Origin of the sequence: Acidovorax sp. M2(2025), assembly GCF_049330835.1 — a bacterium.
Classification (GTDB): domain Bacteria; phylum Pseudomonadota; class Gammaproteobacteria; order Burkholderiales; family Burkholderiaceae_C; genus Acidovorax.
Map to the genome: position 1 here is coordinate 3,230,205 of NZ_CP186262.1, position 14,912 is coordinate 3,245,116.

Annotated in this window: 13 protein-coding genes; 8 read left to right on the forward strand and 5 right to left on the reverse strand. The window is 69.9% G+C overall.

Translation table 11 applies throughout. The annotated features are described in order from the left end of the window. Positions 1 to 93 precede the first annotated feature (93 nt). A complete protein-coding gene (locus tag ACOYR3_RS15000; RefSeq protein WP_422843154.1) occupies positions 94 to 1,752 on the reverse strand; it encodes an NAD+ synthase in 1,659 nt (552 codons plus the stop codon). A gap of 80 nt (positions 1,753 to 1,832) precedes the next feature. On the opposite strand from ACOYR3_RS15000, the gene ACOYR3_RS15005 reads away from it, so the two are divergent. Next, positions 1,833 to 3,254 (forward strand): GNAT family N-acetyltransferase, encoded by a 1,422-nt coding sequence (locus tag ACOYR3_RS15005; RefSeq protein ID WP_422843155.1) that lies wholly within the window; start codon positions 1,833 to 1,835, stop codon positions 3,252 to 3,254. Between the two features lie 190 nt (positions 3,255 to 3,444). Next, the gene (locus tag ACOYR3_RS15010; RefSeq protein WP_422843156.1) at positions 3,445 to 4,278 is read left to right on the forward strand and encodes an esterase/lipase family protein; all 834 of its coding nucleotides are present in this window, start codon (positions 3,445 to 3,447) and stop codon (positions 4,276 to 4,278) included. 463 nt (positions 4,279 to 4,741) lie between these two features. On the opposite strand, the gene ppa is transcribed toward ACOYR3_RS15010, so the two are convergent. After that, positions 4,742 to 5,278 carry an inorganic diphosphatase gene (gene ppa / locus ACOYR3_RS15015; protein WP_422843157.1) on the reverse strand — a complete coding sequence of 179 codons (537 nt, stop codon included), beginning with the start codon at positions 5,276 to 5,278 and terminating at the stop codon, positions 4,742 to 4,744. A gap of 274 nt (positions 5,279 to 5,552) precedes the next feature. Between ppa and ACOYR3_RS15020 the strand changes: the two genes are divergently transcribed. Next, on the forward strand, positions 5,553 to 7,634 hold the full coding sequence (locus ACOYR3_RS15020) for a sodium-translocating pyrophosphatase (protein ID WP_422843158.1): 2,082 nt from the start codon (positions 5,553 to 5,555) through the stop codon (positions 7,632 to 7,634). Between the two features lie 122 nt (positions 7,635 to 7,756). Next, positions 7,757 to 10,111, forward strand: a complete 2,355-nt coding sequence (locus ACOYR3_RS15025) for a DUF1631 family protein (protein ID WP_422843159.1) — start codon at positions 7,757 to 7,759, stop codon at positions 10,109 to 10,111. 88 nt (positions 10,112 to 10,199) lie between these two features. Here ACOYR3_RS15025 and ACOYR3_RS15030 read toward each other — a convergent pair whose 3' ends face one another. The 3 genes from ACOYR3_RS15030 to ACOYR3_RS15040 all read right to left on the reverse strand — a co-directional run bounded on the left by ACOYR3_RS15030 (position 10,200) and on the right by ACOYR3_RS15040 (position 12,786). Further along, positions 10,200 to 11,615 carry an ATP-binding protein gene (locus ACOYR3_RS15030; RefSeq protein ID WP_422846598.1) on the reverse strand — a complete coding sequence of 472 codons (1,416 nt, stop codon included), beginning with the start codon at positions 11,613 to 11,615 and terminating at the stop codon, positions 10,200 to 10,202. Positions 11,616 to 11,677: 62 nt separating this feature from the next. After that, on the reverse strand, positions 11,678 to 12,355 hold the full coding sequence (locus ACOYR3_RS15035; RefSeq protein ID WP_422843160.1) for a response regulator transcription factor: 678 nt from the start codon (positions 12,353 to 12,355) through the stop codon (positions 11,678 to 11,680). Between the two features lie 68 nt (positions 12,356 to 12,423). Next, entirely contained in the window at positions 12,424 to 12,786 is a 363-nt protein-coding gene (locus tag ACOYR3_RS15040; RefSeq protein ID WP_422843161.1) for a PepSY domain-containing protein, read from the reverse strand. Positions 12,787 to 12,911: 125 nt separating this feature from the next. On the opposite strand from ACOYR3_RS15040, the gene ACOYR3_RS15045 reads away from it, so the two are divergent. Genes ACOYR3_RS15045 through ACOYR3_RS15060 form a run of 4 tightly spaced genes read left to right on the forward strand, consistent with a single transcriptional unit; the run spans position 12,912 to position 14,887 of the window. Further along, positions 12,912 to 13,313, forward strand: coding sequence for a DUF1924 domain-containing protein (locus tag ACOYR3_RS15045; RefSeq protein ID WP_422843162.1), 402 nt, complete (start codon positions 12,912 to 12,914; stop codon positions 13,311 to 13,313). Further along, positions 13,310 to 13,888 (forward strand): diheme cytochrome c, encoded by a 579-nt coding sequence (locus ACOYR3_RS15050; RefSeq protein ID WP_422843163.1) that lies wholly within the window; start codon positions 13,310 to 13,312, stop codon positions 13,886 to 13,888. The genes ACOYR3_RS15045 and ACOYR3_RS15050 overlap by 4 nt, the downstream gene beginning before the upstream one ends. Positions 13,889 to 13,915: 27 nt before the next feature. Beyond that, positions 13,916 to 14,683: a cytochrome b/b6 domain-containing protein gene (locus tag ACOYR3_RS15055; protein ID WP_422843164.1), complete on the forward strand. Its 768-nt coding sequence runs from the start codon at positions 13,916 to 13,918 to the stop codon at positions 14,681 to 14,683. A 39-nt stretch (positions 14,684 to 14,722) separates the two neighbouring features. Further along, a complete protein-coding gene (locus ACOYR3_RS15060; protein WP_291485187.1) occupies positions 14,723 to 14,887 on the forward strand; it encodes a rubredoxin in 165 nt (54 codons plus the stop codon). Positions 14,888 to 14,912: the final 25 nt, after the last annotated feature.

Below are 14,912 nucleotides of genomic sequence, written 5' to 3' on the forward strand. Positions count from 1 at the left end.
GTCTCCAGTAGATACAGATAGATAAGAACAAGAAGCCGTCGCGGCCCGTACGGCGCTCGCCAGGCACGGCGGCCCGGCGGGTTGCACCGTCCGTCAGGCGCGAAACTTGTTGGTGATAGGGTAACGCCAGTCCTTGCCGAAGCTGCGGCGCGTGACGCGAATCCCTACAGGCGCCTGGCGGCGCTTGTATTCATTGAGCTTGATGAGGCGCGTGACGCGCTCCACATCGGCGCGGGCGAAGCCGCTGGCGATGATGGATTCGATGGGCTCGTCGTTTTCCATGTAACGCGCCACGATGGCGTCCAGCACCTCGTAGGGCGGCAGGCTGTCCTGGTCCTTCTGGTCCGGGCGCAGCTCGGCGCTGGGCGGGCGGGTGATGATGCGCTCCGGGATCGGGTTGGCGCCCGTGCCGTACGGGTCGTTGGCATTGCGCCAGCGGGCCAGGTCGAACACCCGCGTCTTGGCCACGTCCTTGATGACGGCAAAGCCGCCCGCCATGTCGCCGTACAGCGTGCAGTAGCCGGTGGACATCTCGCTCTTGTTGCCCGTGGTGAGCACGATGGAGCCGAACTTGTTGGACAAGGCCATCAGCAGCGTGCCGCGGATGCGCGCCTGCAGGTTCTCCTCGGTCGTGTCCTCGGGCAGGCCCGCAAAGTCGCCGGCCAGCGCGGCCTTGAAGGCCTCGAACTGTGGCTTGATGGAAATCTCGTCGTAGCGCACGCCCAGGCGCTCGGCCATGTCGCGCGCGTCGATCCAGCTGATATCGGCCGTGTAGGGCGACGGCATCATCACCGTGCGCACCTTGTCGGCCCCCAGGGCATCCACCGCAATGGCCAGTACCAGGGCCGAATCGATGCCGCCCGACAGTCCCAGCAGCGCGCCTGGGAAGCCGTTCTTGCCCACGTAGTCGCGCACGCCCAGCACCAGCGCGTCCCACAGGTCGGCCTCCAGGCTCTTCTCCGGCGCAATATCTGCTTCTATTTTGATAGCTGCCTGCGCTTTGCGGACGAGCGCAAACACCAGTTTTTCTTCAAATCCCGGGCCCCGCGCCGCCACCGAGCCGTCGGCATTCAGCGCAAACGAGCGGCCTTCGAACACCACCTCGTCCTGGCCGCCGACCAGGTGGGCATACACCAGCGGCAGGCCCGTCTCGGCCACGCGCTCGCGCATGGTGGCCTCGCGCTCGGCGCTCTTGCCCAGGTGAAAGGGCGAGGCATTGATGACGGCCAGCAGCTGGGCGCCGGCAGCGGCCGTGCTGCGCGCGGGCTCCGCGAACCAGGCGTCCTCGCAGACCAGCACGCCCACCCGCACGCCGTCCACCTCGAACACGCAGGGTTCCGTGCCCGCCACGAAATAGCGGCGCTCGTCGAACACCTGGTAGTTGGGCAGCTCGCGCTTGGCATAGGTCTGCTCCACCCGGCCATCGCGCAGCACGCTGGCGGCGTTGAGGCAGGCGCTGAAGGCGGGGGCGCCGGGCGTTGCGGCCTGCGGGTGGCCCAGCACGATGGCCAGGCCTTTCAACCCCGCGGTCTCGCGGGCCACGGTTTTCACGGCATCATCACAGGCCGCGAGGAAGGCGGGGCGCAGGAACAGGTCTTCGGCCGCATAGCCGCAGACGGCCAGCTCGGGCGTGAGCAGCAGCCGCGCACCCTGGGCATAAGCCTCGCGGGCGGCGGCAATGATCTTCTGCGCATTCCCGGGCATATCGCCCACCACAAAGTTGAGCTGCGCTGTGCAAATGGAGAGCGTCATGGAACAGGAGTCGGCCCCTGCGGCCGGGTTGAATACGGCCAGTGCCGGCCCGCACCACGGCGGGCGCAGCGGGAGGGCGCATGGCTGAGGAAGCTGCCATTATCGCCCGCGTGCTCGCCTCCGTGCTGGAGGTGGACGCCGCCGCCTGGAACGCCCTGCTGGCGCGCCAGAGCCATCCGACCCCCTTCGTGCGGCACGAGTACCTGGCGGCCCTGGAGGCCAGCGGCAGCGCCACCCCCCGCACCGGCTGGGCGCCCCGCTTCATGACCTTGTGGGAGGGCGACACCCTGGTCGGCGCCTGCCCGCTGTACCTGAAAAGCCATTCCTACGGCGAATACGTGTTCGACTGGGCCTGGGCCAGCGCCTACGAACAGCACGGCGTGCCCTACTACCCCAAGGCGGTGATCGCGGTGCCCTTCACGCCCGTGCCGGGCAGCCGCCTGCTGGCGCGCGACGATGCCACCCGCGCCCTGCTGCTGCGCGCCGTGCAGCAGTGGTGCGAGGAAGAAGGCATTTCCTCGGCGCACCTGCTGTTTGGCAGCGATGCCGACCTGCAGGCCGGCAGCTCCCAAGCCTGGATGCAACGGCAGACCGTGCAGTTTCATTGGAAGAACGTGGCCCCCACGCTCGGCACTGCCGTGTCCTCGCTGCCCCCCGAGGGGGCGCTCGCCGCCTTGGGGCGGCCCAGCGGCGGCTCGGTGGCCCCCACGCTCGGCACTGCCGTGTCCTCGCTGCCCCCCGAGGGGGCGCTCGCCGCCTTGGGGCGGCCCGGCGGCGGCTCGGTGGCCCCCACGCTCGGCACTGGCGTGTCCTCGCTGCCCCCCGAGGGGGCGCTCGCTGGCGGCTCGGGGGGGCGGTTTGAGAACTTCGACCACTTCCTCTCCACCCTCACGCAGGACAAGCGCAAGAAGATCCGCCAGGAGCGGCGCCGGGTGGCCGAGGCGGGCGTGGCGTTTCGCTGGGCGCGCGGCACGGACATCTGCGCCGCCGACTGGGACTTCTTCTACCGCTGCTACGAGCGCACATACCTGGAGCATGGCAACCCGCCCTACCTCACGCGGGACTTCTTTGCGCGCATGGCGGCCCAGCTGCCCGGGGCGTGGCTGCTGTTTGTGGCCGAACGGGAGGGGCAGCCGATTGCTAGCAGTTTGATAGCTGTCAGCGCACGCCAATCAAGCGTCAGAGGCAAGAATGACCAGGAACTGGTGGCCTATGGCCGCTACTGGGGCGCACTGGAGCGCGTGGACTGCCTGCACTTCGAGGCCTGTTACTACCAGCCGCTGCAGTGGTGCATAGAACACGGCGTGGGCCGCTTTGAAGGGGGCGCCCAGGGGGAGCACAAGATGGCCCGCGCGCTGCTGCCCGTGCAGACCTGCAGCGCCCACTGGCTGGCGCACCCGGCGTTCGCCGATGCGGTGGAGCGCTTTCTGGACCGCGAAACCCAGGGCGTGCAGCACTACCTGGAGGAGTTGCACCGCCGCAGCCCCTTCCGGGCCGGCTGAACGAACAGCTGAACGAACGAACAGCTGAACGAACGAACAGCAGCGCGGGCGGCACGCAGGCGCTGGCGGCGATTGGAGAGCTGGCTCCATTCCCGCAGCCGGCCCGGCCGGGAAAAGGTGCTACCGTGCACCACGGACCGGCCGCCGGCCCTCCGGCGTCCCTGACCTTGCTGATGATGGATCTTCCCCCATGGCCCTGTTCCGCCGCAAACCGCCGTCCAACCCTGCCCACAATCCCGCCAACGGTCCCGCCCACATGCCCGCACCGGGCTTGCCCCTGCTGGCGCTGGAGCTGCGTGCGCCGTGGGAGTTTGGCGCGGTGCTGCCGGCCTGGCCCGTGCTGCAGCGGGCACCGCTGGGCGACGGCCACACCGTGATCGTCTTCCCCGGGCTCACGGCGGGCGACGCCACCACCGCCCCCTTGCGGCGCTACCTGGACTCGCGCAACTACGAGACGCTGGGCTGGGGCCAGGGGCTGAACCTGGGCCCGCGCGAGGGCGTGCTGGAAAAAGCCAAGCGCCAGGTACACGAGGCCAGCGAGGCCAGCGGCGGCAAGGTCAGCCTGGTGGGCTGGAGCCTGGGCGGCATCTACGCCCGCGAGCTGGCCAAGGAGATGCCCGGGTGCGTGCGCTGCGTGATCACGCTGGGCACGCCCTTTGCCGGGCCGCACACCTCCACCAACGCCTGGCGCATCTACCAGTTCGCCAGCGGCCGGGACATCGAACGCGAGACCGAGCACTACAACCTGCCCGAAGCCCCGCCCGTGCCCACCACCAGCATCTTTTCGCGCACGGATGGCGTGGTGGCCTGGCGCGGCAGCATCCAGGCCCCGGCCGCACACAACCCGCACACGGAGAACATCGAGGTGGTCGCCAGCCACTTCGGCATCGGCCTGAACCCCAGCGCCTGGTGGGCCGTGGCCGACCGGCTGGGCCAGCCCCTGGCGGAACCCGGCGCCTGGCGGCCGTTTGAACGCCCGCGGCTGCCCGGCCTGGGGCTGGTGTTTCCCGATCCCCACCGGTAAATCCGCCGGCCGCGGCGAAGTCCGCGCCTTGCTCCGCCACGCTCGAGGCGGTGACGGCCAGCTGGATGGCAGAGCGCACCAGGCTCGCGGCGCCCCGGGCCACCGTCAGCAGCAGCATGGCGGCAAGCGCCACGGCAAGGCCAGGTCGATGTCTTGAGTCGATTCATCCTCGCGTCCTCCTGGCATGGGGCCGGCCAGGCGGCCCGTGGCGGTGCACCCCGCCCCTCGCGGCAGCCCCGATCAGGGTACCTTGCGGGCAACATGGTGGGTGGTGGCTGGCGAAGGCTGCACACTTCCGCGCGCCGCCGGAGTAGGCAAGAACCTCAAGAATCGCGCGGCCAAGAGAAAAGCACGCGGAAGAGAACTTCACGCGTGCTTCAATTTTTATAGCTGCTCGCGCTTATTCCATAAGCGCTGCGGACATTATTCCCCCAAAGGCACCCAAGTGCCCTTGCGGAGAAACTCAGGCCTGGGACTTCTTGAAGTTTTCGATGCCGTCGGTGATTTCCTTCTTGGCGGACTCGATGCCTTCCCAGCCCACCACCTTCACCCACTTGCCCTTTTCCAGGTCCTTGTAGTGCTCGAAAAAGTGGGCGATGGCGTTGCGGCGCATGGGGTTGACGTGCTCGATGTCCTTCCAGTGGTCGTACATGGGCAGGATCTTGGAGGTGGGCACGGCGATGACCTTGCCGTCCACGCCCGCTTCGTCTTCCATCATCAGGATGCCCAGGGGGCGGCAAGGCACCACCACGCCGGGGTGCAGCGCGTACGGCGTGATCACCAGCACGTCCACTGGATCACCGTCGCCGGACAGCGTTTGCGGCACGTAGCCGTAGTTGGTGGGGTAATGCATGGCCGTGGTCATGAAGCGATCCACGAAGATGGCGCCCGACTCCTTGTCCACCTCATACTTGATCGGGTCGGAGTTCATCGGGATTTCGATGACCACGTTGAAGGACTCGGGGGCGTACTTGCCGGGGGTGACGTTGTTGAGGGACATGTCTTTGAATAGTGGTTTGGAAACTGCAACCCACGATGCCGCCGGCGCTGACGCAGCGCAATGAAGCGTCGGGATTAACCCTGATTTTAGGGGCAGCCCCCTTTCTGCCCGCTTGCAAAGCGCGGTTTAGGGTAAATTGGCCCTGTTGGCCAATCGACTCCTCGGCCCCGCCGGGCACCGCAGGAGCACGAGGAAGCAACGCAGTGGAAGCACCACCACCCCTGCGTTGTGATGTTTCCTTCCGTGCAACTGCGACGATGAAAAGGAGTGAAGAATGGCTGGAACTACAGCGCTGACTGCCCCCCTGATCCTGGCACTGGTTTGCGGATTGATTGCGGTGGCCTATGGCATCTGGGCACGGGGGTGGATCCTGGCCCAGGACCCCGGCAACCCCCGGATGCAGGAAATCTCCGGCGCCATCCAGGCCGGGGCTGCCGCCTATCTTGCGCGGCAGTACAAGACGATTGCCATGGTGGGCGTGTTGCTGGCCGTGCTGATCGGCGTCTTTCTGGACACCACCACGGCCGTCGGCTTCGTGGTGGGCGCCGTGCTGTCGGGCGCCTGCGGCTTCATTGGCATGAACGTATCCGTGCGTGCCAACGTCCGCACCGCGCAGGCCGCCACCCGCGGCATCGGGCCCGCCCTTGACGTGGCGTTCCGCGGCGGCGCCATTACCGGCATGCTGGTGGTGGGGCTGGGGCTGCTGGGCGTCACGGCGTTCTACTGGTTCCTGGCGGGCAACGGCAACCTCACGCCCACCGCCAAGCTCTCCACGCTGCTCAATCCGCTGATCGGCTTTGCCTTCGGCTCCTCGCTCATCTCCATCTTCGCGCGCCTGGGCGGCGGCATCTTCACCAAGGGCGCTGACGTGGGCGCCGACCTGGTGGGCAAGGTCGAGGCCGGCATCCCCGAAGACGACCCGCGCAACCCCGCCGTGATCGCCGACAACGTGGGCGACAACGTGGGCGACTGCGCCGGCATGGCGGCCGACCTGTTCGAGACCTATGCGGTCACGTTGATTGCCACCATGGTGCTCGGCGCCCTGCTGGTGGCCTCCGCCCCGGTCAACGCGGTGGTGTACCCGCTGGCGCTGGGCGCGGTGTCCATCCTCGCGTCCATCGTCGGCTGCTTCTTCGTGAAGGCCTCGCCCGGCATGAAGAACGTGATGCCCGCGCTGTACAAGGGCCTGGCGATCGCCGGCGTGCTCTCGCTCGTCGCGTTCTACTTCGTCACGCTGTGGATCATGCCGGACAACGCCATCAGCGCCTCCGGCAGCCAGATGAAGCTGTTCGGCGCCTGCGCCACGGGCCTGGTGCTCACGGCCGCGCTGGTGTGGATCACCGAGTTCTACACCGGCACGCAATACTCGCCCGTGCGGCACATCGCGCAGGCCTCCACCACAGGCCACGGCACCAACATCATTGCCGGCCTGGGCGTGTCGATGCGCTCCACGGCCTGGCCCGTGATCTTCGTGTGCATCGCCATCGTCGCGGCCTATGCGCTGGCCGGGCTGTACGGCATTGCCGTGGCGGCCATGTCCATGCTGTCCATGGCAGGCATCGTGGTGGCGCTGGACGCCTATGGCCCCATCACCGACAACGCCGGCGGCATTGCCGAGATGGCCGAGCTGCCCAGCAGCGTGCGCGACATCACCGACCCGCTGGACGCCGTAGGCAACACCACCAAGGCCGTGACCAAGGGCTACGCCATCGGCTCGGCCGGGCTGGCCGCGCTGGTGCTGTTTGCCGACTACACGCACAAGCTGGAGACCTACGGCCGCGCCGTGAGCTTCGACCTGTCGGACCCGATGGTGATCGTGGGCCTGTTCATCGGCGGGCTGATCCCCTACCTGTTCGGCGCCATGGCAATGGAGGCCGTGGGCCGCGCCGCCGGGGCCGTGGTGGTGGAAGTGCGCCGCCAGTTCAGCACCATCAAGGGCATCATGGACGGCTCCGGCAAGCCGGAATACGGCAAGGCCGTGGACATGCTGACCACCGCCGCCATCAAGGAGATGGTCGTCCCCAGCCTGCTGCCCGTGGTAGTGCCCATCGTGGTGGGCCTGCTGCTGGGGCCCAAGGCGCTGGGCGGACTGCTGATGGGCACCATCGTCACGGGCCTGTTCGTCGCCATCAGCATGTGCACCGGCGGCGGCGCATGGGACAACGCCAAGAAGTACATCGAGGACGGCCACCACGGCGGCAAGGGCAGCGAGGCCCACAAGGCCGCGGTGACGGGCGACACGGTGGGCGACCCCTACAAGGACACTGCCGGCCCCGCCATCAACCCGCTGATCAAGATCATCAACATCGTGGCGCTGCTGGTGGTGCCGCTGGTGGTCCGCTTCCACGGCGGCTGACACGGCGCGGCAAGCCAGCGCCGAGAGCCGGCGAAAAGCGCCGGAGATCACGGTGAACAAGGGGCCTTGGGCCCCTTTTTGCCGCGTACCATGGCGGGCAACCGCTCCCATCCCACAAGAACATGGCTTCGCACCTTACTCCGCCCCCGGCCCTTGCCCCCCCAGCCCCGCCCGGTGCCGGGCCCCGCGAGCGCATCGTCCAGGATCTGCTGGCAGAGGCCCGGCCGCTGCTGGAGCGCGTGGCCGACGCGGCCCGCACCGCCCTGCAGGCCCGCCTGGACCAGGCCCGCACGCCGGGCGAGCACCAGGCCTTCCAGGTAGCGCGGCAGCAGCTGATGCGGCTGACCCCGGTCATGGCGGAACGCTACCCCGAAGCGCTGCGCCAGGCGCTGGGCCAGGACAGCGCGCAAGCGCAGGAGAAGGGCTCCCGCTCCCTGTTCAGCATCCATTTCGACGAACTGGAGCTGATGGACGAAACCGCCGTCAACGAGAGCGTGGAACGCGCCCGCGCCCGCCAGATGGTGATGACCGCCGTGGAAGCCCCGCTCGCGGACCTGGACGCGCTGGTGTGCGCCGCCCTCGCCCTGCCCCGCGTGCAGCCCGAAGCCAACCCCCTGCGCCCCGACATCTTCTTGCAAGCCCTGCAGACCGTGGTCTCGCAGATGCAGCTCAACGCGCAGGTGCGGCACGACTGGATGGGCCCCATGGCGCACGCGCTGGGGCAGGAACTGCGCACCCTGTACCACACCCGGATCGAGCAGCTCAAGCAAGGCGGCGTGCAGCCGGTGGGCTACGCCATGCGCCAGACGGACGGCCAGGTGATCTACGTGTCCCCGGCCTCCGGCGACGCATCCCCCGGCTTTGCCTCCGACAATGACCGCTCGACGGCGGCGAGCGGCGCCGATCCACTGCTCACCCTGGACCGCCTGCGCCGACTGCTGCTGGGCGAATTCAGCGCAGAGCCCGCGCCCCCTGAGCCCCCGGCCGGTGCCGGCGCGGCCGGCACTCCTGTTACGGACAGCGAGAGCTTTGCCGACCGCTTTGCGCGCGAGTTCGACGCCGCCGAGCCGCTGCCGCAGATCGACGCGCCCGCGACGGACTTCGCCATGACGGTTCCGGCCGCCTTCGAGGCGCTGCAAGAGATGAACCAGGTGGGCCAGATGATGGAACGCCTGGGCAGCCCGCGCCCTGCAGGCAGCGCGTCAGCCGCAGTCGCCCCCACGCCCTCCGCCCGGCTGGGCCAGACGCTGAGCATGGAAGTGGTGGCGCTGATGGTGGACAACATCGCGCGCGACAGCCGGCTGCTGTGGCCGGTGCAGCAGTTCATCCGCGCCCTGGAGCCGGCCCTGATGCAGCTGGTGCTGGCCGACCCGCGCTTCTTCAGCAACAAGGACCACCCCGCGCGCCGCCTGCTGCAGGACATCACCGACCAGAGCCTGGCCTTCAACAGCACCGAGGCGCCGGGGTTCCAGAGTTTCATGCGCTCGCTCATGAACATCGCCGGGCCACTGGCCTCCGAAACGGTGGAGGGGCCGGACGATTTCGAGCGGGTGCTGGCCCAGCTGCACGCCAAGTGGGCCGAGAAGGACCAGGCCCGCCAGCAGGAGCAGCTGCGCGCCATCGAGGCCCTGCAGCATGCAGAGCAGCGCCATGCGCTGGCCGCGCACATTGCCCGCGAAATCGCACCCACGCCCGGCATGGACCGGGTGCCCGAGCCCATCGTCCGCTTCCTGCTGGGCCCCTGGGCCCAGGTGCTGGCCCAGGCGCAGCTGGCGGATACCGCCGGCAGCGCAGACCCCGGCCGCTACAGGGAACTGGTGGAGGCCCTGCTGTGGAGCGCCCAGCCCGAACTGACGCGCGGCCACACGGGCCAGCTGGCGCGGCTGCTGCCCAAGCTGCTGCCGAAATTGCGCGAGGGGCTGGCCACCATCGACTACCCGCCAGACCGCACCGAGGAAGTCTTCGGGTTGCTGATGGAACTTCACCAGCAGGCTTTCCGGCCCGGGCCGCGCCTGCCCGCGCAGTCCGCCCCGCCCGCGCCCGCGGACGCGGCGCCGTCGGCCCCCCAGCCTCCCCTGCTGGACGAAGACACCCCCTGGGTGGCTCCCGCCGAAGCCCGGGATTCCGGCTACATGGACATTGCGGAACCCGCGGGCGCCGAACCTGTACAGCCCCAGCCCGTGCCGGCGGCCACGCCCACCGCAGCGCCCCTGCCGCCGCTGGTCATCGGCACCTGGGTCAACCTGCGCGCAGCCGGCGAATGGCAGCGAACGCAGCTGTCCTGGATCGGCTCACAGGGAACCCTGTTCCTGTTCACCGCCGCCAACGGCCGCACGCAGTCGATGACGCTGCGCCTGCTGGAGCGCTTGTTCCAGCAAGGCGCCTTGCAGATCCTGTCCGAGCAGGCGGTGGTGGATGGCGCGCTGGACGCCGTGGCCCAGCTGGCCATGCGCAACAGCGTGGAAAGCCAGCTCTGACGCGAACGCCGATGCGGGCGCAGCCGGCCTGAACACCACGCCGGAGTGGCGCCGCAGCGGGCAGGAAAGCTCTCGGAACGGTTTGATCTCAGTGCGCAGGCGCCGCCGGCAGCACCAGGACGGCCGCCAGGCCGCCGAGGCCGGCAGCAGGCGCCAGCTCCAGCCGCCCACCGTACAGCCCCGCCAGTTCCTGCACGATGGCCAGGCCCAGCCCGGTGCCGGGCACGGCCTCGTCCAGCCGCACGCCCCGCTGCAGGGCTTGCGCACGCTGCGCGGCATCGATGCCCGGACCGTCGTCCTCCACCACGACCACCAGCTGGGGGCGGCCTGCGGCGCCGTCCTGCCCCCCCCACCCCTCCCGCACCTGCACACGCACGGCCGAACGGGCCCACTTGCAGGCGTTGTCCAGCAGATTGCCCAGCATCTCCTGCAAATCCTGCACCTCCCCGGCAAAGCCCGGGGGGACGGGCGGCAGGTCAAGCAGCAGGGCGAGGTGCCGCTCGGCATACACCTTGTCCATCACCCGCACCAAGCCCTGCAGCACCGGCCCGGGTTCGGTGCGCTGCCCGGGCAGGCCCGCCGAGGCCGCGACCCGGGCGCGGGCCAGATGCCAGTCGATATGCCGGCGTGCCACCTGCACCTGCTCCTGCACCAGGGCTGCCAGTTCGGCAGCACTGGCGCCGTCGGCCGGCGCGCGCACCGCCTGCTCCAGCACCGTGAGCGGCGTCTTCAGTGCATGGGCCAGGTTGCCCGCCTGCGTGCGGGCGCGCTCCACCACGTCCGCATTGCGGGCCAGCACGGCGTTGAAATCGTCCACCAGCGGCTGCACCTCGGCGGGGAACGTCCCCTCCAGCTGGCTCGCGCGGGCCTGACGCACCGCCTGCAGGCCGCGCTGCAGCGCCGCCAGGGGCCGCAGCCCCACGGCCACCTGGGCCCAGGCCGCCGTGGCCAGCAAAACAAACAACACGGCCAGCGACAGGACCAGCACCCGCGTGAACCGTGCGGCAGCCGCCTGCGTGGCACGCAGATCGCCCGCCACGATGAGGCGCCAGGACGGACCGGCGCCATCGGCCGCGGCGCGCACCGTGCGCTCCAGCACCAGCAGCGGGGCACCCTGCGGGCCCGGCGCCTCGTGCACGTGGACGGCGCCATCGGCCAGCCGGTCGGCCTCCAGCGCCAGGCTGGTGTCCCACAACGACCGCGAGCGCAGCAGGCCGGCCCGCGAACCACCGTCCGGCCCCACCTGGTCGACCTGCCAGTACAGGCCCGAATACGGCTTGAGCCAGCGCGGGTCGGACAGCGCCTGCGCGGCCACCTGCGGCTGGCCCTGCGTGTCGAAGTCCAGGCGCGCGGTGACCTGGTCGAGCTGCTGGGCCAGCGCTGCCTCGAACTGCTGCTGCACCTGTTCGCGGAACAGGCCGCTGAGCACCACGGCGGCCAGCACCATGGACACCGCCACCCCGGCCAGCGTAAGGGCCAGCAGCCGCCACCGCAGCGACCGCATCCGCGGCGCGCGGCCCACGCGCCCTTCGGCGGGCCCGCCAGCGGCTTCCTGCGCCTGCGGCGTCACGGCGGCACCAGCCGGTAACCCATGCCGCGCACGGTCTCGATGTGCGGCGCCTGGGGCGCATCCACCGCCTGGAGCTTCTTGCGCAGCCGCCCCACGAACACTTCGATGGTATTGGAATCGCGGTCGAAATCCTGCGCGTAGATGTGCTCGGTCAGCTCGCTGCGCGACACCAGCTCGCCCGGGCGGTGCATGAAGTAGTCCAGCACCTTGTATTCGTGCGCCGTCAGCGCCATGGCATGCCCCGCGCAGGTCACGCGCCCGCTGCGCGTGTCCAGCACCAGATCGCCGCACTGCAGCACGGCCGTGGCCTGGCCGCTGGCCCGCCGGATGAGGGCGCGCACGCGGGCCAGCAACTCCTCCAGGTGGAACGGCTTGGTCAGGTAGTCGTCGGCGCCGGCGTCGATGCCGGCCACCTTCTCGTGCCAGTGATCCCGGGCAGTCAGGATGAGCACGGGCATCGTGCGGCCCGCGCCACGCCAGCGCTTGAGCACCGTGAGCCCGTCCAGCACCGGCAGCCCCAGGTCGAGCACCACGGCATCGAACGCTTCGGAGTCGCCGAGGAATTGCGCGTCCTGGCCGTTGCCGGCCTCGTCCACGGTGTATCCGGCGTCTTGCAACGCGGTGCGCAGCTGGGCCCGCAGCTGGGGATCGTCTTCTACCAGGAGGATGCGCATGCCGCGAGATTCATGAAGGGTTGCAACGCTGTGGGGCCGGCCAGCAGCCATCCACGGATTTCGGAAGCTTAGCGCCGATCTTCGCGCGCCTTCACACGCAGCACCTCGGCCGTGCGGGCGTCCAGCTTGACCTTGGTCAGCTGACCGGCGGGTGTGATCAGCTTGATCTCATAGATCCAGAGCGCTCCTTCCTGCTCCAGCTCCACTTCCAGCACCTGGCCGGGCACCTCGCGCTGCAGGCGCTCCAGCACCGTGGGCAGCGGCAAGACCTGCCCGGCCTGCACGGCCTGCCGCGCACGGTCGTGGTCGGCCTTCCCGTCCGCCAGGGCCGGCGGCGCCAGCAGCGCCGCCATCCACAACGCGCAGGCAGCGGCCGCCCCCCAGCGCAGGGGGCGGCGCAACACGGCGGGGCGGCGGGGTGCGGGGGTCATGGCGCCGATTGTCCTGCGGGTTTTCTGAACGGTGGATGAACAGGGCTTTCAGGCGCCGTTCAGGCAGCGGTTTCCACAATGCCCTTCATGCCCGACCACCCCTTCACCGCAAGGATCCGCACCCCATGACCCAACTTCACACCCTGGCCCTGGCGCTGATGGCGGCCTGCGCCACCGCCTCCGGCCACGCCGCCGACACCACCGCCGCAGAGCAGCTGGCGCACTGGAGCGCCCAGGCCGGCCGCCCCGGCAACGCGGAGCTGGGCAAGGCCTTCTTCACCGCCCGCCACGGCGGCGAGTGGTCGTGTGCCAGCTGCCACGGCACGCCGCCCACGGGCCAGGGCAAGCATGCCAGCACCGGCAAGGCCATTGCCCCGCTCGCGCCGGGCTTCAACCCCAAGGCCTTCACCGACACGGCCAAGGTGGACAAGTGGTTCCGCCGCAACTGCAAGGACGTGCTGGAACGCGAGTGCACGGCGGTCGAGAAAGCAGACGTGCTGGCCTACCTGAACGCGCTCAAGCCATGACACACGCCTCCCTCCCCCCGCCCCGGGCCGGCCTCGGGGCCCGCACGCAGCACCCGGCGGCAAGCCGCCGCCGCGGGCAGTACGCCGCCGCGGCGGGCTTCGCGCTGGCCGTGCTCGCCTCGCCCGGCGCGCAGGCCGACAGCGGCCGCGCCATGCCGTACAACGTGCCGGCCGCCTACCTGCAGGAGTGCGCCGCCTGCCACACGGCCTACCCGCCCGGCCTGCTGCCCGCGGCTTCCTGGAAACGCGTGATGGCCGGGCTGGACAAGCACTACGGCACCGACGCGTCGCTGGACGCGGCCACCGTGCAGCAGCTGGGCCAATGGCTGCAGGCCTATGCCGGCACCTACAAGCGCGTGAGCGAGGAGCCGCCGGAAGACCGCATCACCCGGTCGGCCTGGTTTGAGCGCAAGCACCGGAAGATTGAACCCTCCGCCTGGAAGCTGCCCAGCGTGAAGAGTGCCGCCAACTGCGCCGCCTGCCACACCGGCGCCGAGCAAGGGCGGTTCAGCGACCACGACCTGCGCATGCCGGCGGGGCTCGACGCCCGCTCGCGCCGCGCCTGGGACGACTGAGAACGTGTTCTGAAGGAGAACCCCGCCATGCATCCCCAGTCCACCCTTGCGGGCGCCCAGCCCGCCCCCTCCCAGCCCACGCAGCCCGCGCGCCGGCGTGTGACCGATGCGCCGACGCGCATGTTCCACTGGCTGTTCGCGCTCAGCTTTGCCGGCGCCTACGTCACGGCCGAGAGCGAACACTGGCGCCTGCTGCACGTTACCCTCGGCTACACCATGGCGGGCCTGCTGGGGTTTCGCGTGCTGTACGGCCTGTTGGGGCCGCGCACCGCGGGCCTGGGCCTGCTGTGGCGCAAGGTTGCCGGGGCCCGCGACTGGCTGCGTGCCGCGCCCCAGGCCGTCTGGTCCCCCGCCCACTGGCGCCAGGGGCCCAACCTGCTGATGGCCCTGGCAGTGCTGCTGTTGCTGGCGCTGGTGGTGCCGCTCACGCTGACCGGCTACGCCACCTACCACGACTGGGGCGGCTGGCTGGGCGGCGAATGGCTGGAGGAACTGCACGAGTTCTTCGGCAACGCGGTGCTCGCCGTGGCGCTGGCCCACGTGGCCCTGATTGCGGCATTGAGCGCCTTGCGCCGCAAGAACCAGGCACTGCCCATGCTGACCGGGCGCGTGGAAGGCCGCGGCCCCGACCTGGTGCCCCACAACCGAACCTGGCTCGCAGCCCTGTTGCTGCTGGCCGTCCTGGCCTACGGCGCCTGGGAATGGCGCCAGTCGCCGGCGGGGTTGCTGGGCGGAGCCAGCGCCGCCAGTGCGCAGGGTGAACACCGGCACCACGACGACGACGACGATGACTGAGCCCCGCAGCGCTACCCGATTTTTTTGGAGCAACCTCCCATGAACGTCTATTTGTGTGTCGCCTGCGGCTGGATCTATGACGAAGCCGCCGGACTCCCCGAAGAGGGCATTGCGCCCGGCACGCCATGGGCCGATATCCCCGACGACTGGCGCTGCCCCGAGTGCAACGTCGGCAAGGCCGATTTCGTGCTGTGCGAGCTGTAGCCACGGTGGCGCGGCCGCGCCGCGC

Excerpts from the sequence above, each read along its gene's own strand:
- ACOYR3_RS15000 (WP_422843154.1), bottom strand. The coding sequence starts at position 1,752 with ATGACGCTCTCCATTTGCACAGCGCAGCTCAACTTTGTGGTGGGCGAT.
- ACOYR3_RS15005 (WP_422843155.1), top strand. The coding sequence starts at position 1,833 with ATGGCTGAGGAAGCTGCCATTATCGCCCGCGTGCTCGCCTCCGTGCTG.
- ACOYR3_RS15010 (WP_422843156.1), top strand. The coding sequence starts at position 3,445 with ATGGCCCTGTTCCGCCGCAAACCGCCGTCCAACCCTGCCCACAATCCC.
- ppa (WP_422843157.1), bottom strand. The coding sequence starts at position 5,278 with ATGTCCCTCAACAACGTCACCCCCGGCAAGTACGCCCCCGAGTCCTTC.
- ACOYR3_RS15020 (WP_422843158.1), top strand. The coding sequence starts at position 5,553 with ATGGCTGGAACTACAGCGCTGACTGCCCCCCTGATCCTGGCACTGGTT.
- ACOYR3_RS15025 (WP_422843159.1), top strand. The coding sequence starts at position 7,757 with ATGGCTTCGCACCTTACTCCGCCCCCGGCCCTTGCCCCCCCAGCCCCG.
- ACOYR3_RS15030 (WP_422846598.1), bottom strand. The coding sequence starts at position 11,615 with ATGCGGTCGCTGCGGTGGCGGCTGCTGGCCCTTACGCTGGCCGGGGTG.
- ACOYR3_RS15035 (WP_422843160.1), bottom strand. The coding sequence starts at position 12,355 with ATGCGCATCCTCCTGGTAGAAGACGATCCCCAGCTGCGGGCCCAGCTG.
- ACOYR3_RS15040 (WP_422843161.1), bottom strand. The coding sequence starts at position 12,786 with ATGACCCCCGCACCCCGCCGCCCCGCCGTGTTGCGCCGCCCCCTGCGC.
- ACOYR3_RS15045 (WP_422843162.1), top strand. The coding sequence starts at position 12,912 with ATGACCCAACTTCACACCCTGGCCCTGGCGCTGATGGCGGCCTGCGCC.
- ACOYR3_RS15050 (WP_422843163.1), top strand. The coding sequence starts at position 13,310 with ATGACACACGCCTCCCTCCCCCCGCCCCGGGCCGGCCTCGGGGCCCGC.
- ACOYR3_RS15055 (WP_422843164.1), top strand. The coding sequence starts at position 13,916 with ATGCATCCCCAGTCCACCCTTGCGGGCGCCCAGCCCGCCCCCTCCCAG.
- ACOYR3_RS15060 (WP_291485187.1), top strand. The coding sequence starts at position 14,723 with ATGAACGTCTATTTGTGTGTCGCCTGCGGCTGGATCTATGACGAAGCC.